The following is a 26017-nucleotide window of genomic DNA, read 5'->3' on the forward strand; positions in this document are numbered from 1 at the left end:
GCCCCCGGCCGAACACATAGTCGGCAAGCCGGGTAAAGCCGACGGAGAGCGCCGCCTGGCGAAGCCCGGGCACCACCGCCTCGGCGACGAGCAGCCTGGGATAGTCGCGCACGCTGAACGCGCCGTCGCGCGTGACGGTGCTGAACGCGGCCTCGTCCTCGGGCCTGAAGAGCAGTGCGTATCCGACACCGGCGGCAACCGCGGCGGCCACGCCGGCGCCGACCATCTTCGCGTTGAGCTGCATGCAAACCCCATCTGATCGCTCGTGCAGATACGCACATGCGCGGCCGGAGTTCCGCCCGAAAGCCTATGCCGAGCCGGCCGGGAATCCACCTTGGCCAAGGCTTCCTTAACCTTCCTCGGGCATGAAAATGGCCCAAAGGAGCGTTTGAGATGGTCCGCCGACGGTATTTCCTGATGCTTGCCCTGCCCCTCGCGCTGGCGGGATGCGGCAGTCGCGGGAGCCTGGGCGACGCCTCGGATACGGAGAGCGGCAATGCCGCCGATCCGGCGCTGGCCAGCGCGCTGCAGGACCAGATCATGGTCGACCCCCAGCTCGGCCGCCAGGCCAATGGCGATGCGATCCGCCCGCCGGGCCAGCCCTATTCCGGCGCCGTGCCCAACGACAATGTCGCGGCGAACGGCAGCAAGGTCGACAATGGCCCGCTGCTCAAGACCCCGGCCCCGACCCAGGCGACCAAGGAATGCACCCAGTGCGCGGCGGCGCGCGAGTCCGTGACGCTCGGCGGCCTCGCCGCGCGGCAGAAGGATCCGAAGTCCAGCCAGTGCGCCGCCTCGCTGCAATATGCGGCCGGCTGGGCGCAGCGCCTGCCGCGCGACCTGCCGCTATACCCACAGGCGCGAGTGACCGAGGCGGCGGGCAGCACGGCCGGCAAGTGCCAGCTGCGCGTGGTGAGCTTCTCCTCGCCCCAGCCGATGCAGGTGATGCTCGACTGGTATTACACCAGGGCGATCCGCTCGGGCTATTCGAGCGAGCATCAGGTCGATGGCCGCGAGCACATATTGGGCGGCACGCGCGACAAGGACGGCGGCGCCTATGTGCTGTTCCTCACCACTCGCCCCGATGGCGGGACGGACATCGACATGGTGGCGAACAACGGGATCTAGCTGGCTCCTCCCCGAGCTTGTCTCGGGGAGGGGAACCATTCGCGCCAGCGAATGGTCGAGGGGCAGCCACGACACGCGGCGGCAACCCGCCGCACCCCTTCACCATCGCCTTCGGCGGCGGTCCTTCTCCACCAGACAGGCCGGGGGAGGAATTGAAACAGTTCCCCTCTCCACGATAACGCGCTAACCGCTCGGGATGCCTGCCCTTATCCTCGTCATGCTCGGCGGCGCCTTCGGTTCCGGCGCGCGCTTCCTGACCGGCAAGCTCACGCTCGCCTGGTTCGGGCCCAACTATCCCTGGGGCACGCTTGCCGTGAACCTGATCGGCGGGTTCCTGATGGGCGTGTTCGTGGGCACGCTCGCCAGGCTCGGCCAGGGCGGCGAGCAATGGCGCCTGCTGATCGCCGTCGGCGTGCTTGGCGGCTACACCACTTTCTCGGCCTTCACCCTCGACCTGATGAACATGATCCAGCGCGGCGACTATGGCATGGGCCTGGCCTATGTCCTCGCATCGGTCGTCGGCTCGGCGGTCGCGCTGTTCGCCGGGCTCAGCATCCTGCGAGCATTACCATGACCCTTCGCCCCGCACAGGACGTCCGCCAGTTCACCGTCAAGGCCGATGACGACGGCATCCGGCTCGATCGCTGGTTCAAGCGGCACATGCCGGACACCAGCTTCAACACCGTCTCGCGCTGGGCGCGCACCGGCCAGCTCCGCGTCGACGGCGCGCGCGCCAAGCCGGGCGATCACGTCTCCGAGGGCCAGGTGATCCGCGTGCCCCCGGCCGAAGCCGCCAAGCCCGAAAAGCCCGGCCGCCCGAAGCGCGAGCGCATCAAGCTCAGCGACGAGCAGATCGACTTCGCCCGCAGCCTGGTGATCCACCGGGACGATGCTGCGCTGGTGCTCAACAAGCCGCCGGGCCTGGCGACGCAGGGCGGCACCAAGACCACCGAGCATGTCGACGGCCTGCTCGACGCGCTCCAGTTCGAGGCCGAGGGCCGGCCCAAGCTCGTCCACCGGCTCGACAAGGACACGAGCGGCGCGCTGCTCGTCGCCCGCACCGCCCGCGCCGCCGCGGCCTTCTCGAAGAACTTCTCCAGCCGAACGGCGCGGAAGGTCTATTGGGCGCTGGTCGTCGGCGTGCCCAGCATCGAGGACGGCATCATCGACCTGCCGATCGGCAAGCAGCCGGGCACCGGCGGCGAGAAGATGCAGGTCGACGAGAAGGAAGGCCAGCCGAGCCGTTCGCGCTACCGGGTGATCGGCCGCGCCGGCAACCGCGCCGCCTGGGTCGAGCTCCAGCCCTTTACCGGGCGCACCCACCAGTTGCGCGTCCACATGGCGGCGATCGGCTTCCCGATCGTCGGCGACGGCAAATATGGCGGGCCCGAGGCGTTCCTGACCGGCGGGATCAGCCGCAAGATGCACCTCCATGCGCGCCGCATCCGCGTCGACCATCCCGATGGCGACAAGATCGACGTGCGCGCGGCGCTGCCCCACCATTTCGCCGAATCGCTCGCCACCCTGGGCTTCGAGGAAGCGGAGGGCGACGCGCTGCAGCTGGACGACGGCCCCGCCCCGCTCACCAAGGAACAGCAAAAGGCCAATGCCCGGGCGCACGCCAAGACGGTGCGCAAGGAGCGCCGCGGCGAGCGCGGCCGGCGCGGCGAGGGCGGTGGCGACAAGCCCGCGCCCCGCAGCGGCGGCAAGCCGAGCACGCGCAAGCCGCCCGCCGCCAGGCCGGGCGGCAAGCCGGCGGCCCGCAAGCCGGCGCCGCGCGGCGCCCGGCCCGGCCCGCGCGCCGGCGGCGACAAGCCCCGCACGCCCCGGAGCCGCTGATGCATCCGCACCCGGCCTTCCGCTGGGAGGACCGCCCGGCGATCCGCGCGCTGGTTCGCGACATCGGCTTCGGCGCGCTCTTCGCCGCGACGCCCGACGGCCCCCGGGTCGCGCATGTGCCGATCGTGTGGCTGGGCGACGACACGCTCGGCTTCCACCTCGCGCGCGGCAACGGCCTCGCCCGCCATCTCGACGGCGCCACCGCGCTGTTCAACCTGCAGGGCCCCGACGCCTATGTGAGCCCGGACTGGTACGGCACCGGCCCGGACGAGGTGCCGACCTGGAACTATGTCGCGGTCGAGCTCGAAGGCCAGGTGGCCCGCACCGACGAGACCGGCCTGCGCGCGATCCTGGGCGCGATCAGCCACGAGCAGGAACGCCGCCTCGCGCCCAAGCCCGAATGGGTGCTGGACAAGGTCGATCCCGCCAGGGCCGCGAAGCTGCTCACCGCGATCATCGGCTACCGCCTGGAGGTCCGGGCCTGGCGCGGCACGCTCAAGCTCGGCCAGAACAAGCCCGACGCCGCCCGCCTGGCCGCCGCCGACGCGCTCGAGGCACGGGGCCGCCGCGCCATGGCCACGCTGATGCGGGGGGCGAAGTGAGGCTCCGCCAATATCCTCCCCTGCTTCGCCATGGCGGGTTTCCGGCATGACCAACCGCCTCGCCGTGTTCGACTGCGACGGCACGCTGGTCGATTCGCAGGCCAATATCTGCCGGGCGATGGAAGCCACCTTCGTCGCGCACCGGCTCGACCCGCCGGATCGCGGCGACATCCGCCGCATCGTCGGCCTCAGCCTGGTGCCGGCGATCGCGCGGCTGCTGCCCGAGGGCGGCGACGACCTGCACGAGGCGATGGCCGCCGAATACAAGCGCGCCTTCTTCGCGATGCGCGCGTCCAACGCGCTCGATCCCGAACCGCTGTATGACGGCATATCGGAGACGATCGCGGCGCTCGACGATGCCGGCTGGCTGCTCGGCGTCGCCACCGGCAAGTCGGACCGCGGGCTCGGCCTGATCCTCGAGCATCACGGCATCCGCCAGCGCTTCGTCACGCTGCAGACCGCCGATCGCCATCCCTCCAAGCCGCATCCCGCGATGCTCGAGCGCGCCATCGCCGAGGCCGGCGCCACGCCGCGGACCACGGCGATGATCGGCGACACCAGCTTCGACATGGCGATGGCGCGCGCCGCTGGCACGCACGCCCTTGGTGTGCTATGGGGATACCACACATCCGAGGAGCTGCTCGGCGCCGGCGCGCATCATGTCGCCGATCATGCCAGCCAGATCTTCGCGCATCTGGAGTCGCTATGACAGACGCCGAACGCCTGGCGATGAAGCGCTACTACATCATCGTCGCGGTCAACATGCTCGGCACCGCCGGCGCCGTGATCGGGCTGCTGGTCGCCGGCCGCGCGCAGCATTATGGCATGACGGTCTTCGGCGGCGCGATCCTGTTGTCGTCGCTCTATTTCATGGCGGTGGTGCCGCGCTTCCTCGCGCGGCGCTGGAAGACCCCGGTGGAAGCGACGCCCGAGGCATGAAGCGTTTCTGGAAGGACGTGACCGTCGAGAACGGCCAGGTGGCGCTCGACGGCAAGCCGGTGCGCACGCCCGATCGCGCCCCGCTCGCCCTGCCCAGCCCGGCGCTGGCCGAGGCGGTGGCGGAGGAATGGCGCGCCGTGGGCGAGACGATCGATCCGCGCGCGATGAAGCTCACCGGCCTCGCCAATGCCGCGATCGACAAGATCGCGGTCGATCCCGCGCCCTTCGCCCAGGGCCTCGCCGCCTATGGCGAGAGCGACCTGCTCTATTATCGCGCGGATGGCCCCGAACCGCTGGTCGCGCGCCAGGCCGAAGCCTGGGACCCGCTGCTCGACTGGGCGCGCCGCCGCTACGACGTGCATTTCGAGACCGCGACCGGCGTGATGCACCGGGCCCAGCCCGAAGCCACCGTCGCGCGGCTGGCCGAGGCGGTGCACGCGCTCGACGCCTTCCATCTCGCCGGGCTTTCGCCGGTGGTGACGGTGAGCGGCACGCTGATCGGCGCGCTGGCGCTGCTCGAAGGCGCAGTGCATGCCGAGACGTTGTGGCAGGCCGCGCATGTCGACGAGCTGTGGCAGGCCGAGCAATGGGGCGAGGACACGCTGGCGGTGCAGGCCCGCGACGCGCGCCGGGCCGATTTCGACGCCGGCGTGCGCTTCCTGGAATTGCTTTAGGCATCTCCCCTCCCTGAAAGGGAAGGGATTCAGAGCGGCAAAACGCCCGATGACAGCCGCTTCAGACCACCGGCGCCCGGACGGGCTTCAGGCGCCGGCTGCCCCGGCTCGCCGCGGCAGCGCCCAGGCGAGTACCGCGCCGGCCGCGATCCAGCTCACTACCTCGCTCACCCAGAGATAGAGGAAATAGCCCCAGGGCGCGTGGTTGAAGATCGGCTGGCCGAGATCGGAATAGGCAGTGACCGCCACCGCCACGATCGCCACCAGCCTGAGCCGCCCCGCGAAATCGAGCCCGCCCGCCACTGCGCGCAACGCGAACCCGGCGAGCAGCACGCAGATAATGGCGAGGACCAGCCCGCCCACCAGCGCATTCGCATCGAACGCCGCGAAGCCGCGCTGGTTGAACAGGATCATCGCCACCGGGCCCTGGCCATAGAGCGCCGTGCCGGCCGACGTATAGGGCCAGGGCACCGGATAGGCCCCGGTGCCGAGCGGCCCGAGATGCTGAGCCAGCGCCGCGTGGAGCGCCGCGCCGGTGGCGTCGTCGGTCTTGGAAAGCGCGAGCAGGTTGAGGGGCGTCCCCCAGAAGATGAAACCCACCAGCCACATGGCCAACCCGCCGAGCGCGCCGCCGAGGAACAGTCTTGCCATCATTACCTCCCCCTGTTGGGAAGGCTACTTCATCAACCCGCGGATGAATCCGATCAAGCCCGTCTGGCGCGAGCGCTTCAGCCGCTCGGCATTCAGGATGGTGTGGACCGACTTGTAGCATTGGTCGGCATCGTCATTGACCAGCACATAGTCATAGCCGTCCCAGTGGCTCACCTCGTTGGCGGCACGGGCCATGCGGGCATCGATCACTTCGGTCGTGTCGGTGGCGCGGTTGATCAGCCGCTGGTGCAGTTCCTTGAACGATGGCGGCAGGATGAAGACGCGAACCACGTCGCCGCCGGCCAGCTGGAAAAGCTGCTGGGCGCCCTGCCAGTCGATGTCGAACAGCACGTCGCGGCCCGAATCGAGGATCGCCTCGACATGCGCGCGCGGCGTGCCGTAGCGATGGTCGAACACATGCGCCCATTCGAGGAACTCGTGGTTCGCGACCATCTCGCGGAATTTCTCGAGATCGACGAAATTATAGTCGACGCCATCCTTCTCCCCCGGGCGCATCGCGCGGGTGGTGTAGGAGACGGACATCTGAAGATGGTCGTCGGCGGCGAGCAGCTTGCGGGCGATCGTCGACTTGCCGGCGCCCGAGGGCGAGGAAAGCACGAACAATACGCCGCGGCGCTTGAATCCGTGCGGGTCGGTCTCGGTGCGATGGGGCATGGGCGCCTTTGGCTTGGGAGTCCCACCCGCGTCAAGTCATGCGAGTCGACTCAGGCCGATGCGCGCATCCGCTGCGATATCCGGTGCGCGCCATAGGCGGCGGCGCCGAGCACGATCGCGGCGGGCACGATCTTCTTCGCGGCCTTCCAGGTCAGCACCCCGGCAACGGCGCCCAGCGCCCCGCCCTCGCCGTCCGCCCGGTCGATGCGGCTGCCGATCCAGCCGGCGATCACGTCCCCGATCATGCTTGCTCCCTTGGTGGTTACGCGGGGGCAAGCGCTTGAAAGGGCTCAAAGTTCCCCTCCCTGCAAGGGAGGGGAAGTGCAGGTTTACCGCCCGATCATCGTCTCGGGCCGCACATATTGGTCGAACGTCGCTTCGTCGACCAGGCCGAGCGCCAGCCCGCTTTCCTTGAGCGTCAGGCCCTTTTCGTGCGCGTTCTTGGCGATCTTGGCGGCATTGTCATAGCCGATCGCCGGCGCCAGCGCGGTCACCAGCATCAGCGAGCGATCGACCAGCTCCTTGATCCGCGCCTCGTTCGCCTTGGCGCCGTCCACCGCGCGCTCGGCGAAGCTGACCATGCCGACCGACATCAGCTCGATCGAGCGCAGCACGTTCGAGCCGATCAGCGGCTTGAACACGTTCAGCTCGAAATGGCCCTGCATGCCGCCGACGGTGACGGCCATGTGGTTGCCGATCACCTGCGCCGCGACCATCGTCAGCGATTCGCTCTGCGTCGGGTTCACCTTGCCCGGCATGATCGAGCTGCCCGGCTCGTTGGCCGGCAGGTCAAGCTCGCCCAGGCCCGAGCGCGGGCCGCTGCCCAGCAGGCGGATGTCGTTGGCGATCTTGGTGAGCGACACGGCCAGCGTGTTGCAGGTGCCCGACAGGTTGACCAGCTGGTCCTTGGTCGCCAGCGCCTCGAACTTGTTCGGCGCCGTCACGAAGGGCAGGCCGGTGATCTTCGCGATCTCGGCCGCCACGTCCTCGGCATAGCCCGGAGGAGCGTTGAGCCCGGTGCCGACGGCGGTGCCGCCCAGCGCCAGCTTGAAGATGTCAAGATCGAGCACGGAGGCGAAGCGCGCCCGGGCCGACTCCAGCATCGCGGCATAGCCCGAGAATTCCTGGCCCAGCGTCAGCGGCGTCGCATCCTGCAGGTGCGTGCGGCCGATCTTGACGATGTGATCCCAGGCCTTGACCTTCGCCTCGATCGAGGCGTGCAGCCGGTCGAGCGCCGGATAGAGCTTGAGCGTCACCGCCCGGGCGGCGGCGATGTGCAGCGCGGTCGGGAACGAATCGTTCGACGACTGGGCCATGTTCACATGGTCGTTCGGATGGATCGGCGCCTTGCCGCCGCGCTTGCCGGTGAGGATCTCGTTGGCGCGGCCCGCGATCACTTCGTTGACGTTCATGTTGGTCTGGGTGCCGCTGCCGGTCTGCCAGATCACCAGCGGGAACTGGTCGTCCAGCTTGCCGTCGACGATCTCCTGCGCAACCTGGTCGATCACTTCGGCGATCTTCGGATCGAGCCCGTGCTTCACGTTCACCCGCGCCGCGGCCTGCTTCACGATCGCCTGGGCATGGACGATGCCGAGCGGCATGCGCTCCATCTCGCCGAACGGGAAATTCTCGATCGAGCGCTGGGTCTGGGCGCCCCAATAGGCGTCGGCGGGAACTTCGATGGCGCCGATCGAATCGGTTTCGGTACGGGTGGTCACGCTGGCTGGTCCTCTTGTCCGTTTCGCGCTCCCCTAGCCCCTGGGCCGCCGCGATTCCAGCGCTCAGGGATTCTGCGTACGCGTTAACCAAGAGTGCGTTTTTGGCTGCCTAAAAGCGAATCATGTACGTCGATGCGTCCATGGCTGCCCGCGCGGCGAAAGAACGCCAGCCGCGCAAGAACCTGCTGCTCGCCGCCACGATCGAGGCGGACGGGCTGAAGGTGCCCGTGCGCATCCGCAATCTCTCCGAGGGCGGGGCGATGGTGGATGGATCGGCCCTGCCCCGCACCGGAACGCTGCTGACGCTCACCCGCGCGGAGATCGAAGTCGGCGGCCGGGTGGTGTGGCAGACGCAGGGCCGCTGCGGGGTCGCCTTCGACACCAGCGCGATCACCGTCGACGAATGGGTCTCCGGCAATCGCGTTCCGAGTTTCCAGGGCCATCGCGGCCAGGCCCGGGTCGATGCGATCCAGCAGGCGGTGCGCGGCGGCGGCGCGCTGCCCGCGGAACCGGTCCCGACGGCGGCCGCGCCGGACCTCGCCAATCTCGGCACGCGCCTGGTCGAGGAGATCTTCCATGTCCGCGAACTGCTCGACCGGCTGGGCGAGCAGCTGATCGACGATCCGCACGTGATCGCTGCCCATATGGCGTCGCTGCAGAATCTCGATCGCGCCAGCCAGATCCTCGATCACCTGGGCGCGATCCTGGGCGCGGACGATCCCGCCGCCGCCGTGGATGCCGTGGCGATGCAGGAACTGCGCGCGCGGCTGCTGCGCTAGGGCGAGGCGTTCGGACACCCCTATCCGTCATCCCGGCCTTGTGCCGGGGTCCACCGGGAGGCGGACGGAGAACAAGAAGCTCTTGGTGCTGAATTCGAAGCACCGTGGACCCCGGCACAAGGCCGGGGCGACGGGAATTCAGGAACGGCGCGCCCCTCGGAACGACGCGGGCGCCGGCTTACTTCTTCCGCTTGAAATCCACCGAGACGACGTTCGAGCCGTCCTCGACCGGCTTGGCCGGCGGCTCGTCATTCTCGGCCTCGTCATGCTGCGGCTCGGGCTCGTCGCCGCCATCGGCCGCCTGGAAGCGCAGCTCGAAATTCACCGCCGGATCATGGAAGCCGGTGATCGCCGAGAAGGGGATGTTGAGCATCGCCGGCACCTGATTGAAGCTCAGGCCCACCGAGAATTTATTGTCGTCGACCTTCAGGTCCCAGAATCGATGCTGCAGGACGATGGTCATCTCGTCCGGGAAGCGATCGATCAGCCGCTGCGGGATATCGACCCCGGGCGCGTGCGTCTTGAAGGTGATGTAGAAATGATGTCCGCCGGGCAGGTTTCCGCCCGAATCGGCGACCGAGCCGAGCACGCGGCCGACCACGGCGCGCAGGGCTTCCTGCACGATCTCATCATAGGGAATCAGGCTATCGGGCACGTTGCCGGTCATGCCCCTTGGGTAGCGTCCCCGGCAGCACGGTCAAGATTGCATGCGCGGCAACCATCGCTATGTGGGACGCCATGCGCACCGCCACCGTGAGCCGCAAGACGAGCGAGACCGCCGTCGACGTCACCGTCAACCTCGACGGCACCGGCGCCTATGCCGTTTCCACCGGGATCGGCTTTTTCGATCACATGCTCGAGCAGCTCAGCCGCCATTCGCTGATCGATCTCGACGTGAAGACGGTGGGCGACCTGCATATCGACCAGCACCACACGGTGGAGGATACCGGGCTGGCGATCGGGGAGGCCATCGCCAGGGCGCTGGGCGACAAGAAGGGCATCCGGCGCTATGCCGACGCGCTCTCGCCGATGGACGAGACGCTCACCCGCGTCGCGGTGGACATTTCCGGGCGCCCCTATCTCGTCTGGAAGACCGAGTTCAGCCAGAAGCGGCTGGGCGAAATGGACACCGAGATGTTCGAGCACTGGTTCCATTCCTTCGCCCAGACCGCCGGGCTGACGCTCCATATCGAGACACTTTACGGCACCAACAACCATCACATCGCGGAAGCCGCGTTCAAGGGCCTGGCCCGGGCGCTGCGCGAGGCGGTGGAGATCGATCCGCGCAAGGCCGATGCAGTGCCCAGCACCAAGGGGGTGCTGTGAACGACGCCATCAGGCTCCCCTCCCTCGAAGGGAGGGGCTGGGGATGGGTCGCGTCCAGCCAATATTGCCGCGTCGCGCCAACCGGCGCCGTAGCGCGTGCATCACCCCACCCCGGCTCCCTCCCTTCCAGGGAGGGGAGAGCATGACCATCGCCCTGATCGACTATGGCGCCGGCAATCTCCATTCGGTCCATAATGCCCTGAAGGCGGCGGGCGCGGCGGACGTCGCGGTTACCGCCGATCCGCAAGCGGTGCTGGGTGCCGACCGGGTCGTCCTGCCCGGCGTCGGCGCCTTTGGAGCCTGTGCCGCCGGGCTGCGGGCGATCCCCGGCATGGTCGAGGCGCTGCACGAGCGGGTCCGCCGGCAGGGCGCGCCCTTTCTCGGCGTCTGCGTCGGCATGCAGCTGATGGCCGATGCCGGGGAAGAGATGGGCAGCCATCCCGGCCTCGGCTGGATCCCCGGCACCGTCCGCGCGATCGCGCCCGCCCCCGGCATCCGCGTGCCGCACATGGGCTGGAACGACGTCGTACCCACCCTGTCCCACTCGCTGATCGAGCCGGGCCAGGCCTATTTCCTGCACAGCTTCGCCTTCACCGGCGACGCGGTGCTCGCCACTACCGACCATGGCGGCCCGGTCACCGCGGCGATCGGCCGCGACAACATGATCGGCGTCCAGTTCCACCCCGAGAAAAGCCAGCGCTACGGCATCGCGCTGATGGAAAGGTTCCTCGCTTGGCGCCCCTAGACCCGGATGGCCTGATCATCTTCCCCGCCATCGACCTCAAGGCCGGCCAGGTCGTGCGCCTGGCAGAGGGCGACATGGCCCGCGCCACCGTCTATGGCGACGATCCCGCCGCCCAGGCGGAGATCTTCGCGCAGGCCGGTGCCGAATGGCTGCATGTCGTCGATCTCGACGGCGCCTTTGCCGGCGAATCGGTCAATGGCGCGGCGGTGTCCTCGATCCTCGAGCGCTTCGGCGGCAAGATCCAGCTCGGCGGCGGCATCCGCAACCGGGACGCGATCGAGCGCTGGCTCGATCTCGGCGTCCGCCGCGTGGTGATCGGCACGGCCGCGCTGGAGAATCCGGACCTGGTCCGCGAGGCGGCACGCGACAATCCCGGCCGCATCGTCGTCGCCGTCGACGCGCGCGACGGCATGGTCGCCACCCGCGGCTGGGCCGATGTGTCGGACGTGGCGGTGGCCGATCTCGCCCGCCGTTTCGAGGATGCCGGCGTCGCCGCGCTCCTCTTCACCGATGTCGGCCGCGACGGGCTGCTGAAGGGCTGCAATGTCGAGGCGACCGTCGCCCTCGCCCGCGCCATCGCGATCCCGGTCATCGCCAGCGGCGGCGTGACCGACATCGCCGACATCCACGCGCTGCGCCCGCACGTCGCGGATGGCGTGGAAGGCGTGATCACCGGCCGCGCGCTCTACGACGGCCGGCTCGACCTCAAATGGGCGATCGAAGTGGGCAAGGCATGAGGTTCGCGGGACGCGAGGAAGCGAAGATTCTGTTCACGCGGAGACGCGGAGGCGCGGAGAAATCGCTCGGCCGCGCGAGCGGCCCCTCCTTCCTGCGGCGTGCCAGGAATCTGACGCAAGATGTCGCGGCTGACGCCGCAAGACGGCCCGCCACCTCCGCGCCTTCGCGTCTCCGCGTGAACAAATCTCTTCTTCCCGGCGCCCTCGCCCCCCATCGCGAGCAAATCGCATGACCGTCCGCGCCCGCGTCATCCCCTGCCTCGACGTCGCCAATGGCCGTGTGGTCAAGGGCGTCAATTTCGTCGACCTGATCGATGCCGGCGATCCCGTCGAGCAGGCCCGCGCCTATGACGCGGCGGGCGCCGACGAGCTCTGCTTCCTCGACATCACCGCCAGCCACGAGGCGCGCGGCACCATCCTCGACGTGGTGCGCCGCACCGCCGAGGTCTGCTTCATGCCGCTCACCGTCGGCGGCGGCGTGCGCGGCGTCGAGGATGCCCGCGCGCTCCTCCTCGCCGGCGCCGACAAGGTGGCGGTCAACTCCGCCGCGGTCTCGCGCCCCGAAATCGTCGCCGAGATCGCCGAGAAGATGGGCAGCCAGTGCGTCGTCGCCTCGGTCGACGCACGCCGCACCGCGAATGGCTGGGAAGTCTTCACCCATGGCGGCCGCAAGCCCACCGGCATCGACGCAGTGACGCACGCCATCGCCCTCGCCCATCTCGGCGCCGGCGAGCTGCTGATCACCTCGATGGACCGCGACGGCACCCGCGACGGCTACGATCTAGAGCTGATCCGCGCGATCGCCGACCAGGTGACCGTGCCCGTCGTCGCCTCCGGCGGCGTCGGCAGCCTCCGGCATCTGGTCGAGGGCATTCGCGACGGCCATGCCAGCGCGGTGCTGGCGGCCTCGATCTTCCATTTCGGCGAGGCCAGCATCGCCGACGCCCATCGCGCCATGGCCGCCGCCGGCATCCCGGTGCGAAGCCCGGTCGTCGGTTAGCCTTACATTTACCAGTTCCGCGAGGCGCCTCTTAACCATCGAAAGCCGCGGAAATGCGCCGAATCCGCAAAGCGGCCGGCTTCTTGCTTCCTCTCGAGGACAATCAAAAGAGGGAACCAGGACCATGAACCGTAACTTCGCCAATCTGGCCGCGTTCGGCCTCGTCGCTACCCTTGCGGCCATGCCCGCCTTCGCCATGGACAAGCCGCCCGTCGATCCGGGCACGCCCTCCAGCAGCAGCAGCGGTGGCGGCACCACGAGCAGCAGCAGCGGCGGCTCGGGCAGCCCCACTTCGATTCCCGAGCCCGGCATGCTCGGCCTGTTCGCGCTCGGCACGATCGGCGCGCTGGCCGCGCGCCGGGTCCGTCGCCGCGGTTAACGATTTGTCGGGGCGTTGCGGCTAGGCTCCCCTGCCATGCGCAACGCCCTGCTTCCCCTGCTGCTGCTCGCCGCCACGCCCGCCCTGGCCGCCGACGAGCCGCCGCATACCGGCCGGGCCGGCACCCGCTCGATGCCCGAGCTTTCGGACCTCGCGCTCGCCGCCTGCGCCGCAGCCGGCGTGTGGTTCGTCCGCAGCCGGCTGCGCGCGCGCTTCCGCAAGACCGCGCCCCGCGATTGAAGCCCGAGGATTGATGCCCAAGGATTGACAGGCGCGCCTGCCTCCCGCAGCCGGGGCCATGGCCGACTCCCTCGACGCCCTCGAAGCCGTGATCCGCGCCCGCCGCACGGCGAACCCCGACAGTTCCTATGTCGCGAAGCTCACCCATCGCGGCCGCGCCAAGATCGCGCAGAAGCTGGGCGAGGAAGCCACGGAAACGGTGATCGCCGCGATCCGGGATGATCGCGAGGAACTCACCAAGGAGGCGGCCGACCTGGTCTTCCACCTGCTCGTGCTGCTGGCCGATGCCGGCCTGGGCCTGGACGATGTCCGCGCCGAGCTCGCCCGCCGCGAGGGCGTGTCGGGGATCGAGGAAAAGGCGGGGCGTTCCCAATAGCCATGATCCTGGCTTCCGCCCGGATGACGGTTTGCTATTGGATGGGCAAAGGAGCCGCGCATGCCCATCGACGCCACCCAGCCCTATGACGACCAGAACGTCTTCGCGAAGATCCTGCGCGGCGAGATTCCGTCGCGGAAAGTGTTCGAGGACGAGTTCGCCCTCGCCTTTCACGACATCAACCCGCAGGCGCCGAACCATGTGCTGGTGATCCCCAAGGGCGCCTATGTCTCGTGGGACGATTTCTCCGCCCGGGCGAGCGAGGCGGAGATCGCCGGCTTCGTCCGCGCGGTCGGCCAGGTCGCGCGCGAGGCAGGGTTCGTGGCGCCGGGCTATCGCCTGCTCGCCAATACCGGGCTCGACGCGCATCAGGAGGTGCCGCACCTCCATGTCCACATCTTCGCCGGCAAGCCGCTCGGCCCGATGCTGGCAAGCTAGGTTGCGAACCCAAACAAGTATTTGATTTTCCGCCGTCATCCCGGCCTTGTGCCGGGATCCCGCTTCTTCTTCCGCCCGTAAGGCAGCGGGAACCCGGCGCAAGGCCGGGGCGACGAAAGAAGAATATGAGTCCCCAACCTAAGGCCCCGACTCAATCCAGCAAACCGCGCCATCCCCGCTGCCGGAGCGGATGGAGCCGGAACGGCAGCGTCTATGGATCCCCGCCTGCACGGGGATGACAGTGGAGAATGGCGGGGATGATGGCTGAGGGAATGGCGGGGATCACGGTCGAGGGAATCGCCGGCCCGACGAAATCAGAGTCCGATCTTCGGGCAAATGCGCTATCTGTCCGGGCTCTCGAGCCAGCCGAAACCGCCTGATCCGGGGGCGTCATGCATTTCCAGCACACTTTCCACCTCGCTTCCTATCTCGACACGCTGATCAGCTATGGGCTCGCCCTGGTGCTGGGTGCGCTGATCGGCGCCGAGCGCCAGTATCGCCAGCGCACCGCCGGGCTGCGCACCAACGCGCTGGTCGCGCTCGGCGCGGCGGCGTTCGTGGACCTCGCCCAGAAGCTCGCCGGCGATGTCGAGGCGGTGCGGGTGATCGCCTATATCGTCTCCGGGATCGGCTTTCTCGGCGCGGGCGTGATCATGAAGGAGGGCATGAACGTCCGCGGCCTGAATACCGCCGCCACGCTCTGGTGCTCCGCGGCGGTGGGCGCCTGTGCCGGCACCGACATGGCGGCGGAGGCAGCGACGCTCACCGTCTTCGTGGTGGCCGGCAACACCTTGCTGCGGCCCGTCGTCAACGCGATCAACCGCATCCCGCTGGCCGGCGGCACGCTGGAGGCGACCTATTCGGTCATCCTCACCGCCGATCCGGCCGACGCGCCGGCGCTGCGCGATCTTCTCGTCGATCACCTGGAGCTGATGCGCTACCCCGTGGCCGATACCGAGATCTCCGAGCGATCGGAGGACCTGGTCGAGATCCGGGCGACGCTGGTCAGCACCGGGGCGGTCGATGCCGATCTGGATGCGATCGTCGCGCATCTGGCCAGGACGCATGCCGTGCAGCACGCCACCTGGGAAGTGCAGACCCACGACTGAGCGCGGCGGCGGGCCGGGGCGCTTGCCAAGCGCGCCGCCGCCTGCTTGCCTCGCCGCCATGCGCTATCTCAACCTCGCCGTCGCGATCGTCGCCGAAGTCACCGCCACGTCGTTCATGAAACAGTCCGAGGGGTTCACCCGGCTCCTCCCCTCGGCGATCACGATCCTCGGCTATGCGATCGCCTTCTATTTCCTCTCGCTCACCCTGCGCGAGATTCCCACCGGCATCGCCTATGCGATCTGGTCCGGCGTCGGCATCGTGCTGATCGCGGCGATCGCCTGGGCATTCCAGGGCCAGAAGCTCGACCTGCCGGCGATCCTCGGCATGGCGCTGATCATCGCCGGCGTGCTGGTGATGAACCTGTTCTCCAGGGCGGCGCCGCACTGAGCGGCACCCGCGCTTGCAATAGAGAATTTCGCCTGCTCCGCTGGAATCGCCACCCGATCGCCCCCGTCATCCGCGCCCGGCGCGGGTCCAGGATGGCCCGGGCCGGATGCGTGCTGCTCGCCCTCACTCGCCGTGCCGGGCCGTCCGGCACCCGGAAAACAAGGCCCCGTGGCATCAACTTCGTAAACTTCCGCGCACCCCGGCCGCACGACTCGGCGCTTTGCGGCACTAAAGGATTGCCTCCCCCGGTTTTGCGGCTAGGCTCCGCGCTTTCATCCAAAAGGGGCGGCGGGACAAACCGCCGTTGAGGGGACCATCCAATGATCTTCGGGCGCGTAAAGCCACTCGATGCCATCCTCGCCACTGCCGAGAAAAAATCGCTCCACCGTTCGCTGGGGGCTTTCCAGCTCACCATGCTCGGCATCGGCGCGGTGATCGGCACCGGCATTTTCGTTCTCACCGCCGAAGCCGCGCAAAAGGCCGGCCCGGGCATGATGATCTCGTTCATCATCGCCGGCGTGGTCTGCGCCTTCGCCGCGCTCTGCTATGCCGAGATGGCCGCCATGGTCCCGGTCTCGGGCTCGGCCTATACCTATAGCTATGCCGTGATGGGCGAGCTGATCGCCTGGATGGTCGGCTGGGCCCTGATCCTCGAATATGCCGTGGCCGCGGGGGCGGTCTCGGTCGGCTGGTCGGGCTATGTCGTCGGCCTGATCGAGCACAGCTTCCACATAAACATACCCAACACGCTGGTCTCGGGCCCCTTTGACGGCGGCATGATCAACCTGCCGGCGATGCTGATCGCGGGCCTGGTCACCTGGCTGCTCGTCATCGGCACCAAGGAGAGCGCCACGGTCAACGCCATCCTGGTCGCGATCAAGATCTCCGCGCTCACCGTGTTCATCGTGCTGGCGGTGCCGGTGATGAACAGCGCGCAATTCTCGCCCTTCGCGCCGACCGGCTTTATCGGCGTCGGCATGGCGGCGGCGTCGATCTTCTTCGCCTATGTCGGCTTCGACGCGGTCTCCACCGCGGCCGAGGAAACCAAGAACCCGCAGCGCAACATGCCGATCGGCCTGATCGGCAGCCTCGCCATCTGCACCATCTTCTACCTGCTCGTCGCCGCCGGCGTGATCGGCGCGCCGGGCCTCAGCACCCAGCCGGTGACCGACGCGATGGGCCATGCGCTCGAGCCGGGCAGCCGCGAGCTGGCCGCCCAGTGCGCCGCCCGCGCGGCCGAAGGCTTCAAGGACGTGGTCTGCTCGAAGGAAGCGCTGGCGTTCACCCTGCGCGAGATCGGCTGGCCGCAGATCGGCAACCTGCTCGGCCTCGCCGCCGGCCTGGCGCTGCCCTCGGTCATCCTGATGATGATGTTCGGCCAGACCCGCATCTTCTTCGTGATGAGCCGCGACGGCCTGCTCCCCGCCGCCTTCTCGAAGATCCACCCGACCTTCAACACCCCGCACGTGATCACGATCATCACGGGCATCGCGGTGTCGCTGTTCGCGGCGTTCTTCCCGGTCGGCCAGCTCGCCAACATCTCCAACTCCGGCACGCTGTTCGCGTTCGCCGCGGTGTCGATCGCGGTGTTGGTGATCCGCAAGACCGAGCCGAACCGCAAGCGTCCGTTCAAGACGCCGTTCGTATGGGTGACGGCGCCGTTCTCGATCCTGGGCTGCGTCTATCTGTTCGTGATGCTCGACCATAAGAGCATCATCCTCTTCGCCTCCTGGGCGGTGGTCGGCCTGCTGGTCTATTTCGGCTATAGCCGCTCGCGCAGCCATGTCGGCCGCGGCATCGTCGACGTGCCCGAGCACGAGGCCTATTCGGAGATCAAGCCCGAGGTACCGGGCACCCATTGAGGGCGCCGTTTCCAGGCAAGGAAAAAGGGCCGGAGGAGCGATCCTCCGGCCCTTTTCTCTTCAAGTTCCTCCCCGAGCTTGCCTCGGGGAGGAACTAGTAGCTCAGCCCAGCTTCTCGGCGGCCAGTTCCTTCAGGTCCACCTCGGCGCGGGCGCCGTAATGCTGGATGATCTCGGCGGCGCAGAGCGCGCCCAGGCGCAGCGAGTCCCGCACCGAGCGGCCCTGGGCCTGGCCGTGGAGGAAGCCCGCCGCGAACATGTCGCCCGCGCCGGTGGTGTCGACCAGCCGGGCGATCGGCTCGGCCGGAACCTCGACGCGCTCGCCGCCGACCAGCGCGATCGCGCCCTTCTCGCTGCGAGTGACGACCAGCACCGGCACCTTGCCGTGCAGGTGCTGCACCGCCGCCTCGAACGCCTCGCGCTCGCACAGCGCCAGCAGCTCGTTCTCGTTGGCGAACAGGATATCGATCATCCCGTCCTCGATCAGCTTGCGGAAATCGTCGCCATGGCGCGAGATGCAGAACACGTCGGACAGAGTGAAGGCCACCTTGCGGCCGGCGGCGCGGGCGATCTCGATCGCCTTGCGCATCGCGGCGCGCGGCTCCTCGGGATCCCACAGATAGCCCTCGAGATACAGGATCGCGCCATTGGCGATCAGCTGCTCGTCGAGCGCCGAGGCCGGCAGGAACTGCGAGGCGCCGAGGAACGTGTTCATCGTGCGCTGCCCGTCGGGCGTGACGAAGATCAGGCAACGCGCGGTGGCGGGCTGGCCGGGGCGCACGGCAGTATCGAAGTCGACGCCGGCGGCGCGGATGTCGTGCGCGAAGACCTGGCCCAGCTGGTCGTCCGCCACCTGGCCGATGAACGCGGTCCGGCCGCCCAGCGCGGCGATGCCCGCCACGGTGTTCGCCGCCGAACCGCCCGAGATCTCGCGGCCCGGGCCCATCTTGGCATAGAGCGCGTCGGCGTCCTCGGGCGAGAAGATGAGCTGCATCGAGCCCTTGGCGACGCCGATCTCCTCGATGAAGCTGTCCTCGGCCTGGGCGAGGATGTCGACGATCGCGTTGCCGATGGCGACGACGTCATAAGTCGGGCTGGTCAAACTGTTGCTCCAAAAAGATTGCGCCGCCGCCGTAGTGGCGGGCAATAGAGGATGCAATGATTCACGCCTTCTTCCTGTCGCTGGGCCAGCTCTTCGACCGGCCGATCCTGGCGGTCTTCGTCAAGTCGGTGATCCTGACATTGGTGCTGTTCGCCGGGACGAGCGTCGGCCTGTGGTTCGGCATGCATGCGCTCGCCGACCGGATCGCGGCCTGGCTGGGGGGCTGGAGCGGCTCGGACGCCTTTGCCGACATCGCCACCATCCTGATCGTGCTCGTCGCCCATTGGCTGATGTTCCGCGCCATCGCGGTGGCGGTGATCGGCATCTTCGCCGACGAAGTGGTCGCCGCGGTGGAGCGGAAACACTATCCCGGCGCCCATGCCCAGGCGCACGACCTGCCCTTTGGCCGCGCGCTGGCGATGGGCCTGGGCTCGGCGCTGCGGCTGATCGGCGTGAACCTGCTGCTCTCGCCGCTATATCTGATCCTGCTCGTCACCGGCGTCGGCACGGCGCTGGCCTTTTTCCTGGTCAACAGCTGGCTGCTCGGCCGCGACCTGGGCGACATGGTCGCGGCCCGGCACATGCGGCGCGACGAATTGCGCGGCTGGCGGCGGCGCACCGGCATCAGCCGCTTCGCGCTGGGCGCCGCGGGCACCGGGCTGTTCCTCGTCCCGATTTTGAACCTGGTCGCCCCGGTGCTCGGAGCCGCGATGGCCACCCATGCATTTCACCGCGGGAGGCGGGCATGAAGAAACTCATCCTGATCGGAACGCTGGCGCTCGGCGCCTGTGGCGGAGGCGGCGTGATTCCGCCGCCGCGCGCCGGCTATGTCCCGGTGCCGAGCGCGCGGCCCGCGCCGGGCGGCGCGCCGATGCCCGCCAACCTCACCGCGATCCATGGCGCCACCGCCCCGCGCCTGATCGCCCGCTTCGGCAAGCCCCAGCTCGACATGAGCGAAGGCACGGCGCGCAAGCTCCAGTTCGCGGGCCCGATCTGCGTGCTCGACACCTATCTCTATCCCCAGGGCCGCGGCGAGCCGGTGGTCACCCATGTCGACGCCCGCCAGCGCGACGGCCGCCCGATCGACGAAGCGAGCTGCGTCGCCGCGCTCAGCGGCGGGCGCTCCGGCGGACGGTGAGCGACACGGTGCATCGCGCCGCCGCGGCGGGCTATGCGACCTCGGCCGACACCTATGCCGCGGGCCGGCCGGACTATCCGGCCGAAGTCGGCCCCTGGCTGCACGACACGCTGGGCCTGGGGCCCGGGCGCACGGCGCTCGAGGTCGGCGCGGGCACCGGCAAGTTCCTGCCGCGCCTGATCGAGACCGGGGCGCGAGTGATGGCGCTGGAGCCGGTGGACGCGATGCGCGACCTCCTCGCCGCACGCTATCCGCAGGTGGTCGCGATCACCGGCACCGCCCAGGCGATTCCGCTCGACGACGCCAGCGTCGACGCTCTGGTCTGCGCCCAGTCCTTCCATTGGTTCGCCGACCGGGCCGCGCTCGACGAAATGCGCCGGGTGCTGCGCCCCGGCGGCACCCTCGGCCTGATCTGGAACGTCCGCGACGAGCGCGTGCCCTGGATGGCCGCGCTGGAGACGCTGGTCGAGCCCTATGCCGGCGACGCGCCGCGCTATCGCAGCCGCGCCTGGCGCAAGCTGTTCCCGGCGGACGGCTTCGCGGCGCTGCCCGAGCGGCGCGTGCCCCATGCCCATGTCGGCGATCCCGAGCGAGTGATCGTCGACCGCACGCTCTCGGTGAGCTTCGTCGCGGCGCTGCCGCCGGCCGAGCGGGCGAAGATCGCGGCCAAGGTCCGCGCGCTGATCGCCGCCACGCCCGAGCTCGCCGGCCGCGATGCCATATCCTTCCCCTATGAGACGCGGATGTTCGCCTGGCGCCGCACGGGCTAGCCGATGGCCAGCCGCGCCAGCGCCCAGCCCGCCGCCTCGCGCACCGTCTCGTCGGGATCGTCGAGCAGCGCCCGCACCGGCCCGATCAACGCAGCACTGCCGCTATTGCCCGCCGCGATCAAGCAGTTGCGCATCATCCGGTCCCGTCCGATCCGCTTGATCGGCGAGCCCGAGAACACTTCGCGAAACCCGGCATCGTCGAGCGCGAGCAGATCCGCCAGCGCCGGCACGGTCAGCTCCGCGCGCGGCGCGAAGGCCAGGTTCGCCTGGGCGGCATGGGCGAACTTGTTCCAGGGGCACACCGCCAGGCAATCGTCGCAGCCATAGATGCGGTTGCCGATCCCCGCGCGGAATTCCTCCGGGATCGGCCCCTTGTGCTCGATCGTCAGGTACGAGATGCAGCGCCGCGCATCGAGCCGATAGGGCGCCGGGAACGCATCGGTCGGGCAGGCCGTCTGGCAGGCGTCGCAGCTGCCGCAAGTGGTGCGCACCGGCGCGTCGGGCGCCAGTTCCAGCGTGGTGTAGATCGCGCCCAGGAACAGCCAGCTGCCATGGCTGCGGCTCACCAGATTGGTATGCTTGCCCTGCCAGCCCAGCCCCGCCGCCTCGGCCAGCGGCTTCTCCATGACCGGCGCGGTATCGACGAACACCTTGAGCTCCGCGCCAGGCGCGGCGCCGACCAGCCAGCGCCCCAGCTCCTTCAGCCGCCGCTTCATCACGTCGTGATAATCGGCGCCCTGGGCATAGGTGGAGATGCGGCCGATCCCGCCTTCCCCCGCCAGGGCGAGCGGATCGGTGCGCGGCGCATAGCTCATGCCAAGCGAGATCACCGACTTCACTTCGGGCCACAGCCCCGCCGGCCGCTCGCGGTGATGCGCGCGCTCCTCCATCCAGAGCATCGAGCCGTGGCGCCCCTCCTCCAGCCATTGGCGCAGCCGCTCGACGGTCTTGGGCGCGGCGTCGGCGCGCGCGATCCCGCAATCGGCGAACCCGATTTCCGCCGCTTTGGCCTTTATTCGCGCTTCCAGTGGCTTGTGCTGTTCCACGCGGACCCGCTACCACGTTTTCGTGGTTTGCGGCACCAGCCCGCTCCCCACCCGGCCACCCATGGAATATTGCCGTCGGGTGGCCGAGTGGGGAGCGGGCTGGTGCCGTCCTCGGCTTGGCCGAGACACTGATGGAGACACTCTTTTGTCTGGCGAATTGGCCGTAAGCGCCCGGGGGCTCGTCAAATATTTCGGGGATCGGCGCGTCGTCGACGGCGTCGACATCGCGGTGCCCAAGGGCCTCGTCTATGGCGTGCTCGGCCCGAACGGCGCCGGCAAGACCACGACTCTGCGCATGCTGCTCGGCATCATCGAGCCGGACGAGGGCGCCCGCACCATGCTCGGCCGCACCCATCCGCGCGACGCCAGCGACCTGGTCGGCTATCTGCCCGAGGAGCGCGGCCTCTATCCCAACATGAAGTGCCGCGAGGCGATCGCCTTCATGGGCGCGCTGCGCGGCCTGCCCTGGGCGACGGGGCGCAAGCGCGCCGACACGCTGCTCGACAATGCCGGCCTCGGCCATGCCAAGGACGAGAAGATCCGCAAGCTCTCCAAGGGCATGGCCCAGCTGGTCCAGCTGCTCGGCTCGGTGGTGCACGAGCCCGAGCTGCTCGTCCTCGACGAGCCTTTCTCCGGCCTCGACCCGGTCAACCAGGAAAAGCTCGAGAGGCTGATCCGGGCCGAGCGCGATCGCGGCGCGACCATCCTGTTCTCCACCCATGTCATGGCCCATGCCGAGCGCCTGTGCGACCGGCTGTCGATCATCGCCGGCGGCAAGGTGCGCTTCGAAGGCACGGTGAACGATGCCCGCGCGACGCTGCCGATGAAGGCGCACTACACGCCGCACCATAATGTCGAGGGCGCGCGCGCCCTGCTTCCCGCCGATGCCGAGCGCGAAGGCGATGGCTGGCGCTTCACCCTGCCCGCCGGCGGCGTCGAATCGCTGCTCGTGAAGCTGATCGACGGCGGCTATGGCGTCTCGGGCCTGTCGATCGAGCGGCCGGGACTGCACGACGCCTTTGTCCGGATCGTCGGCGCGGATGCCCTCAGGGACCAGGAGGAAGCGGCGTGAGCAAGTTTTCGCGCATGCTGCGCCAGGCGCTGACGGTCGCCCGCCGCGACTTCACCGCCACGGTGTTCACGCCCACTTTCCTGCTTTTCCTGCTCGCGCCGGTGCTGATGATCGGCTTCGGCACGGTCGGCGGGATCGGTGCCCAGTCGATCGTCGGCGACGATTCGCAGATGCGGATGGTGGTGATCGCGCCGCCCGCCCAGGCGCCGGTGCTGCTCGAGACCGACAAGCAGCTGCGCACCCTCTTCCCCAGGAAGAGCGAGCTGATGCCGCCGCCGCTCACCATCGAGGCGCCGACCGGCGATCCCGCCGCCCAGGCGCGCGCCTATTTCGACAGCGACAAGGTCGATACCGCCGCGGTGCTCTATGGCCCGCTCGACAGGCCGGACGTGCTCTATGCCAGCCGCGGCGCGACCGAGGCGCAGTTCCTCGCGCAGCTCGCCGAGCAGAGCCTGCGGGCGCAGAAGCTGGGCAGCGCCACGCCCACCAGCATCGTCACCCAGACGGTGGTGAAGCGCGGCCAGGGCTCGCCCAGCGGACGCGGCCAGGCCGCCTCGATCGGCGTGTTCGCGATGTTCTTCCTCACCCTGTTCCTCTCGGGCCAGGCCGTGGGCACCATGGCCGAGGAACGCTCGAACAAGGTGATCGAGATCCTGGCGGCGGCGGTGCCGCTGGAGAGCGTGTTCTTCGGCAAGCTGATCGGCATGTTCGGCGCCGCCGTGCTGTTCGTGCTGTTCTGGGCGACGATCATCATCAACGCGACGCGGCTGGTCCCGCCCGAGATCGCCGGCAACTTCCCCAGCCTCGTCGCAGCGATCGGCGCGCCTACCTATGCCCTGCTCTTCATCGCCTATTTCACCATGTCCTACATGCTGCTCGGGGCGATGTTCCTCAGCATCGGCGCGCTGACCTCCACCCAGCGCGAGCTGCAGATGCTCTCGCTGCCGATCACCATCTTCCAGATGATGATGTTCGGCCTGGCGCTCGGCGCGGCGACGCGGCCCGGCAGCTGGATCGAGACGGCGGCGCAGGTCTTCCCGTTCAGCTCGCCCTTCGCGATGATCGGGCTGGCGGGCAGCCAGCCGGCGATCTGGCCGCACCTGCTCGCGCTGGCCTGGCAGGCGCTGTGGGTGGCGATCATCATCACGGTGGGCGCGCGGGTGTTCCGCCGCGGCGTGCTCAAATCGGGCAGCCCCAAGCGCCGGACGAAGATCGAGGCGGTGGCATAGCCGCACCGATATTTCCACGGGGGAAGGAATGCAGGCGGCGGCTCGCATCGCTGAATGGCAGCCCCGCCTAAGCCCTTTACAACGTCATCCCCGCCTGCGCGGGGACGACGAGTATTTGTGCGATGCCCTCGCCCCGGCCGCCTCTCGCTATTGACACTTCTGTCAATTAGGCGTTTCCTTCCGGCAAACGCCAGGAGAGGCAGTATGGCTACGCTTATGACCGAAGCCGGAATCCCCGAAGCCGTCGATCCGCTCGACGTCAGCCGGCCCGAACTCTACCGCGACGATGTGTGGCAGGCGCCGTTCCGCGAGCTGCGCGCGCGGGGCGGGATCTATCATTGCGAGAATAGCGGCTTCGGCCCCTATTGGTCGATCGCCACCTACAAGCCGATCGTCCAGGTCGAATCGCTGCCCGACATCTTCTCGTCCGAGGCCGGCGGCATCACCATCGCCGACATACAGGAAGGCGATATCAAGATGCCGATGTTCATCGCGATGGACCGGCCCAAGCATACCGACCAGCGCCGCACCGTCGCCCCCGCCTTCACGCCGAGCGAGATGGTGCGGATGAGCGACAATATCCGCATGCGCACTGCCGAGATCCTCGATTCGCTGCCCGTCGGCCGGGAATTCGACTGGGTCGACAGCGTCTCGATCGAGCTGACCACCCAGATGCTCGCGCTGCTGTTCGACTTTCCCTGGGAAGAGCGGCGCAAGCTCACCTATTGGTCGGACTGGGCGGGCGATATCGAGATCGCCAAGGATCCCGTGCGCAAGGAGGAGCGGCGCCAGATCCTGTTCGAATGCGCCGCCTATTTCGGCAATCTCTGGCAGGGCAAGCTGGGCAAGGAGCCGAGGCCCGACCTGATCTCGATGATGATCCATTCGGACGCGATGAGCCATATGGACCAGATGGAGTTCCTCGGGAACCTGATCCTGCTGATCGTCGGCGGCAACGACACGACGCGCAACTCGATGAGCGCCTATGCCTGGGGGCTCGAGCAATTCCCCGATTCGCGCGCGAAGCTCGAGGCGGATCCGGGCCTGATCGGCAACGCCACGCAGGAGATCATCCGCTGGCAGACGCCGCTCGCGCACATGCGCCGCACCGCGACGCAGGATACCGAGCTGGACGGCCACAAGATCCGCGCGGGCGACAAGCTCGGCCTCTGGTATCTCTCGGCCAATCGCGACGAGAGCATCTTCCCCGATGCCGACCGGATCATCGTCGACCGCGAGAATGCCCGGCGCCACCTCGCCTTCGGCCACGGCATCCATCGCTGCGTGGGCGCGCGGCTGGCCGAGCTGCAGATCGGCATCCTGATGGAGGAGATGGCGAAGCGCCGCCTGCGCGCGAACGTGCTGCGCCAGCCCGAGCGCGTCGCCGCCTGCTTCGTCCACGGCTACAAGAAGATGGCGGTAGAGCTGACGCGCTATTGAGGGCGCGATTTGCGGAAGGGGTGCAACCTTTCCCCGCTCTCATACGAACCTATATCGTCGCAATAACGAGAGGTTCGCCATGCATACCGACCGCCGCGCCTTTCTCGCCGTCGCCGGCATCGGCGCCTTCACCGCCGCGTGCGGTGGCGGCGCGCCCGCCGAAGCCGCGCAGAAGTTCGAATTCACGCTCACCGATGCGGAATGGAAGAAGCGGCTGAGCCCGCTAGCCTATCAGGTGCTCCGCCAGGGCGCGACCGAGCGGGCCTTCACCAGCCCGCTCAACAAGGAGCACCGCGCCGGCACCTTCGCCTGCGCCGGCTGCGCGTTGCCGCTCTATGCCTCCTCGACCAAGTTCGACAGCGGCACCGGCTGGCCGAGCTTCTGGCAGCCGCTGCCCAGGGCAGTGATCACCCGCGCCGACAATTCGCTCGGCATGCGCCGCACCGAGGTGCTGTGCCGGCGCTGCGGCGGGCATCTCGGCCATGTCTTCGACGACGGGCCGCCGCCCACCGGCAAGCGCTATTGCATGAACGGCGCGGCGCTGGCGTTCGTGGCGAAAGGATAGCCCCCTTCCATTCCCCTCCCTGGAAGAGAGGGGAGCGAACAGGAAAAGGCC

At 68.7% G+C, this 26017-nt stretch carries 33 protein-coding genes and 1 pseudogene; 26 read left to right on the top strand and 8 right to left on the bottom strand.

Going from position 1 to position 26017, the window contains the following annotated elements:
• Positions 1–244 (bottom strand): annotated as a pseudogene (locus tag OMP43_RS08520) (heme-binding protein); the annotation flags it as partial.
• Positions 245–393: 149 nt separating this feature from the next.
• On the opposite strand from OMP43_RS08520, the gene OMP43_RS08525 reads away from it, so the two are divergent.
• From OMP43_RS08525 to OMP43_RS08555, 7 genes are all read left to right on the top strand, one after another.
• Positions 394–1128, top strand: a complete 735-nt coding sequence (locus OMP43_RS08525) for a hypothetical protein (RefSeq protein WP_280279295.1) — start codon at positions 394–396, stop codon at positions 1126–1128.
• A 196-nt stretch (positions 1129–1324) separates the two neighbouring features.
• A complete protein-coding gene (gene crcB, locus OMP43_RS08530) occupies positions 1325–1702 on the top strand; it encodes a fluoride efflux transporter CrcB (protein WP_280279296.1) in 378 nt (125 codons plus the stop codon).
• Entirely contained in the window at positions 1699–2967 is a 1269-nt protein-coding gene (locus tag OMP43_RS08535) for an RluA family pseudouridine synthase (RefSeq protein ID WP_280279297.1), read from the top strand. The genes crcB and OMP43_RS08535 overlap by 4 nt, the downstream gene beginning before the upstream one ends.
• Positions 2967–3569 carry an FMN-binding negative transcriptional regulator gene (locus tag OMP43_RS08540; protein ID WP_280279298.1) on the top strand — a complete coding sequence of 201 codons (603 nt, stop codon included), beginning with the start codon at positions 2967–2969 and terminating at the stop codon, positions 3567–3569. The genes OMP43_RS08535 and OMP43_RS08540 overlap by 1 nt, the downstream gene beginning before the upstream one ends.
• Positions 3570–3615: 46 nt before the next feature.
• Entirely contained in the window at positions 3616–4278 is a 663-nt protein-coding gene (locus tag OMP43_RS08545; protein WP_280279299.1) for an HAD-IA family hydrolase, read from the top strand.
• Positions 4275–4508, top strand: coding sequence for a hypothetical protein (locus OMP43_RS08550; RefSeq protein WP_280279300.1), 234 nt, complete (start codon positions 4275–4277; stop codon positions 4506–4508). The genes OMP43_RS08545 and OMP43_RS08550 overlap by 4 nt, the downstream gene beginning before the upstream one ends.
• A complete protein-coding gene (locus OMP43_RS08555) occupies positions 4505–5182 on the top strand; it encodes an ATP12 family protein (protein WP_280279301.1) in 678 nt (225 codons plus the stop codon). Before OMP43_RS08550 ends, OMP43_RS08555 begins: the two co-directional genes overlap by 4 nt.
• Before the next feature lie 87 nt (positions 5183–5269).
• Here OMP43_RS08555 and OMP43_RS08560 read toward each other — a convergent pair whose 3' ends face one another.
• The 4 genes from OMP43_RS08560 to fumC form a co-directional block, all read right to left on the bottom strand.
• The gene (locus tag OMP43_RS08560) at positions 5270–5833 is read right to left on the bottom strand and encodes a hypothetical protein (RefSeq protein ID WP_280279302.1); all 564 of its coding nucleotides are present in this window, start codon (positions 5831–5833) and stop codon (positions 5270–5272) included.
• A gap of 24 nt (positions 5834–5857) precedes the next feature.
• The gene (gmk, locus tag OMP43_RS08565) at positions 5858–6508 is read right to left on the bottom strand and encodes a guanylate kinase (protein ID WP_280279303.1); all 651 of its coding nucleotides are present in this window, start codon (positions 6506–6508) and stop codon (positions 5858–5860) included.
• 50 nt (positions 6509–6558) lie between these two features.
• Positions 6559–6753: a hypothetical protein gene (locus OMP43_RS08570; RefSeq protein ID WP_280279304.1), complete on the bottom strand. Its 195-nt coding sequence runs from the start codon at positions 6751–6753 to the stop codon at positions 6559–6561.
• An 84-nt stretch (positions 6754–6837) separates the two neighbouring features.
• Positions 6838–8226 (bottom strand): class II fumarate hydratase, encoded by a 1389-nt coding sequence (fumC, locus tag OMP43_RS08575; RefSeq protein WP_280279305.1) that lies wholly within the window; start codon positions 8224–8226, stop codon positions 6838–6840.
• A gap of 122 nt (positions 8227–8348) precedes the next feature.
• Here fumC and OMP43_RS08580 point away from each other — a divergent pair, with 122 nt between their 5' ends.
• The gene (locus tag OMP43_RS08580; RefSeq protein ID WP_280279306.1) at positions 8349–9005 is read left to right on the top strand and encodes a PilZ domain-containing protein; all 657 of its coding nucleotides are present in this window, start codon (positions 8349–8351) and stop codon (positions 9003–9005) included.
• Between the two features lie 178 nt (positions 9006–9183).
• On the opposite strand, the gene OMP43_RS08585 is transcribed toward OMP43_RS08580, so the two are convergent.
• Complete coding sequence (locus OMP43_RS08585; protein WP_086128528.1) at positions 9184–9672, bottom strand: ClpXP protease specificity-enhancing factor SspB; 489 nt, start codon at positions 9670–9672, stop codon at positions 9184–9186.
• A gap of 71 nt (positions 9673–9743) precedes the next feature.
• On the opposite strand from OMP43_RS08585, the gene hisB reads away from it, so the two are divergent.
• The 11 genes from hisB (at position 9744) to OMP43_RS08640 (ending at position 17605) form a co-directional block, all read left to right on the top strand.
• Complete coding sequence (hisB, locus tag OMP43_RS08590) at positions 9744–10331, top strand: imidazoleglycerol-phosphate dehydratase HisB (RefSeq protein ID WP_280279307.1); 588 nt, start codon at positions 9744–9746, stop codon at positions 10329–10331.
• 142 nt (positions 10332–10473) lie between these two features.
• Positions 10474–11076: an imidazole glycerol phosphate synthase subunit HisH gene (hisH, locus tag OMP43_RS08595; protein WP_280279308.1), complete on the top strand. Its 603-nt coding sequence runs from the start codon at positions 10474–10476 to the stop codon at positions 11074–11076.
• An 11-nt stretch (positions 11077–11087) separates the two neighbouring features.
• The gene (gene hisA / locus OMP43_RS08600; protein ID WP_280279579.1) at positions 11088–11813 is read left to right on the top strand and encodes a 1-(5-phosphoribosyl)-5-[(5-phosphoribosylamino)methylideneamino]imidazole-4-carboxamide isomerase; all 726 of its coding nucleotides are present in this window, start codon (positions 11088–11090) and stop codon (positions 11811–11813) included.
• Between the two features lie 229 nt (positions 11814–12042).
• Complete coding sequence (gene hisF / locus OMP43_RS08605) at positions 12043–12813, top strand: imidazole glycerol phosphate synthase subunit HisF (RefSeq protein ID WP_280279309.1); 771 nt, start codon at positions 12043–12045, stop codon at positions 12811–12813.
• A 124-nt stretch (positions 12814–12937) separates the two neighbouring features.
• On the top strand, positions 12938–13192 hold the full coding sequence (locus OMP43_RS08610; protein ID WP_280279310.1) for a PEP-CTERM sorting domain-containing protein: 255 nt from the start codon (positions 12938–12940) through the stop codon (positions 13190–13192).
• Between the two features lie 36 nt (positions 13193–13228).
• Complete coding sequence (locus tag OMP43_RS08615; protein ID WP_280279311.1) at positions 13229–13432, top strand: hypothetical protein; 204 nt, start codon at positions 13229–13231, stop codon at positions 13430–13432.
• 58 nt (positions 13433–13490) lie between these two features.
• Positions 13491–13808, top strand: a complete 318-nt coding sequence (locus OMP43_RS08620) for a phosphoribosyl-ATP diphosphatase (protein ID WP_280279312.1) — start codon at positions 13491–13493, stop codon at positions 13806–13808.
• A gap of 60 nt (positions 13809–13868) precedes the next feature.
• A complete protein-coding gene (locus OMP43_RS08625) occupies positions 13869–14246 on the top strand; it encodes a histidine triad nucleotide-binding protein (protein WP_280279313.1) in 378 nt (125 codons plus the stop codon).
• A 392-nt stretch (positions 14247–14638) separates the two neighbouring features.
• A complete protein-coding gene (locus OMP43_RS08630; protein WP_280279314.1) occupies positions 14639–15355 on the top strand; it encodes an MgtC/SapB family protein in 717 nt (238 codons plus the stop codon).
• Positions 15356–15413: 58 nt separating this feature from the next.
• Positions 15414–15743 carry an SMR family transporter gene (locus OMP43_RS08635; RefSeq protein WP_348538599.1) on the top strand — a complete coding sequence of 110 codons (330 nt, stop codon included), beginning with the start codon at positions 15414–15416 and terminating at the stop codon, positions 15741–15743.
• A 320-nt stretch (positions 15744–16063) separates the two neighbouring features.
• A complete protein-coding gene (locus tag OMP43_RS08640) occupies positions 16064–17605 on the top strand; it encodes an amino acid permease (RefSeq protein WP_280279316.1) in 1542 nt (513 codons plus the stop codon).
• 102 nt (positions 17606–17707) lie between these two features.
• Here OMP43_RS08640 and OMP43_RS08645 read toward each other — a convergent pair whose 3' ends face one another.
• Positions 17708–18706: an adenosine kinase gene (locus OMP43_RS08645; RefSeq protein ID WP_280279317.1), complete on the bottom strand. Its 999-nt coding sequence runs from the start codon at positions 18704–18706 to the stop codon at positions 17708–17710.
• A 56-nt stretch (positions 18707–18762) separates the two neighbouring features.
• On the opposite strand from OMP43_RS08645, the gene OMP43_RS08650 reads away from it, so the two are divergent.
• From OMP43_RS08650 to OMP43_RS08660, 3 genes are read left to right on the top strand one after another with little or no spacing between them, the layout of a single operon-like run.
• On the top strand, positions 18763–19455 hold the full coding sequence (locus tag OMP43_RS08650) for an EI24 domain-containing protein (protein WP_280279318.1): 693 nt from the start codon (positions 18763–18765) through the stop codon (positions 19453–19455).
• Positions 19452–19844, top strand: a complete 393-nt coding sequence (locus OMP43_RS08655) for a hypothetical protein (RefSeq protein ID WP_280279319.1) — start codon at positions 19452–19454, stop codon at positions 19842–19844. The genes OMP43_RS08650 and OMP43_RS08655 overlap by 4 nt, the downstream gene beginning before the upstream one ends.
• On the top strand, positions 19841–20614 hold the full coding sequence (locus OMP43_RS08660; protein WP_280279320.1) for a class I SAM-dependent methyltransferase: 774 nt from the start codon (positions 19841–19843) through the stop codon (positions 20612–20614). Before OMP43_RS08655 ends, OMP43_RS08660 begins: the two co-directional genes overlap by 4 nt.
• Here the strand turns inward: OMP43_RS08660 and queG are convergent.
• The gene (gene queG, locus OMP43_RS08665; protein WP_280279321.1) at positions 20611–21660 is read right to left on the bottom strand and encodes a tRNA epoxyqueuosine(34) reductase QueG; all 1050 of its coding nucleotides are present in this window, start codon (positions 21658–21660) and stop codon (positions 20611–20613) included. The genes OMP43_RS08660 and queG overlap by 4 nt on opposite strands.
• A 145-nt stretch (positions 21661–21805) precedes the next feature.
• On the opposite strand from queG, the gene OMP43_RS08670 reads away from it, so the two are divergent.
• The 4 genes from OMP43_RS08670 to msrB all read left to right on the top strand — a co-directional run bounded on the left by OMP43_RS08670 (position 21806) and on the right by msrB (position 25966).
• A complete protein-coding gene (locus OMP43_RS08670; RefSeq protein ID WP_280279322.1) occupies positions 21806–22732 on the top strand; it encodes an ATP-binding cassette domain-containing protein in 927 nt (308 codons plus the stop codon).
• Positions 22729–23961, top strand: coding sequence for an ABC transporter permease (locus OMP43_RS08675; protein ID WP_280279323.1), 1233 nt, complete (start codon positions 22729–22731; stop codon positions 23959–23961). The genes OMP43_RS08670 and OMP43_RS08675 overlap by 4 nt, the downstream gene beginning before the upstream one ends.
• Before the next feature lie 204 nt (positions 23962–24165).
• Entirely contained in the window at positions 24166–25401 is a 1236-nt protein-coding gene (locus OMP43_RS08680; RefSeq protein ID WP_280279324.1) for a cytochrome P450, read from the top strand.
• A 79-nt stretch (positions 25402–25480) separates the two neighbouring features.
• Positions 25481–25966, top strand: a complete 486-nt coding sequence (msrB, locus tag OMP43_RS08685) for a peptide-methionine (R)-S-oxide reductase MsrB (RefSeq protein ID WP_280279325.1) — start codon at positions 25481–25483, stop codon at positions 25964–25966.
• Positions 25967–26017 lie beyond the last annotated feature (51 nt).

Origin of the sequence: Sphingomonas sp. CBMAI 2297 (genome assembly GCF_029870595.1) — a bacterium.
Classification (GTDB): Bacteria; Pseudomonadota; Alphaproteobacteria; order Sphingomonadales; family Sphingomonadaceae; genus Sphingomonas.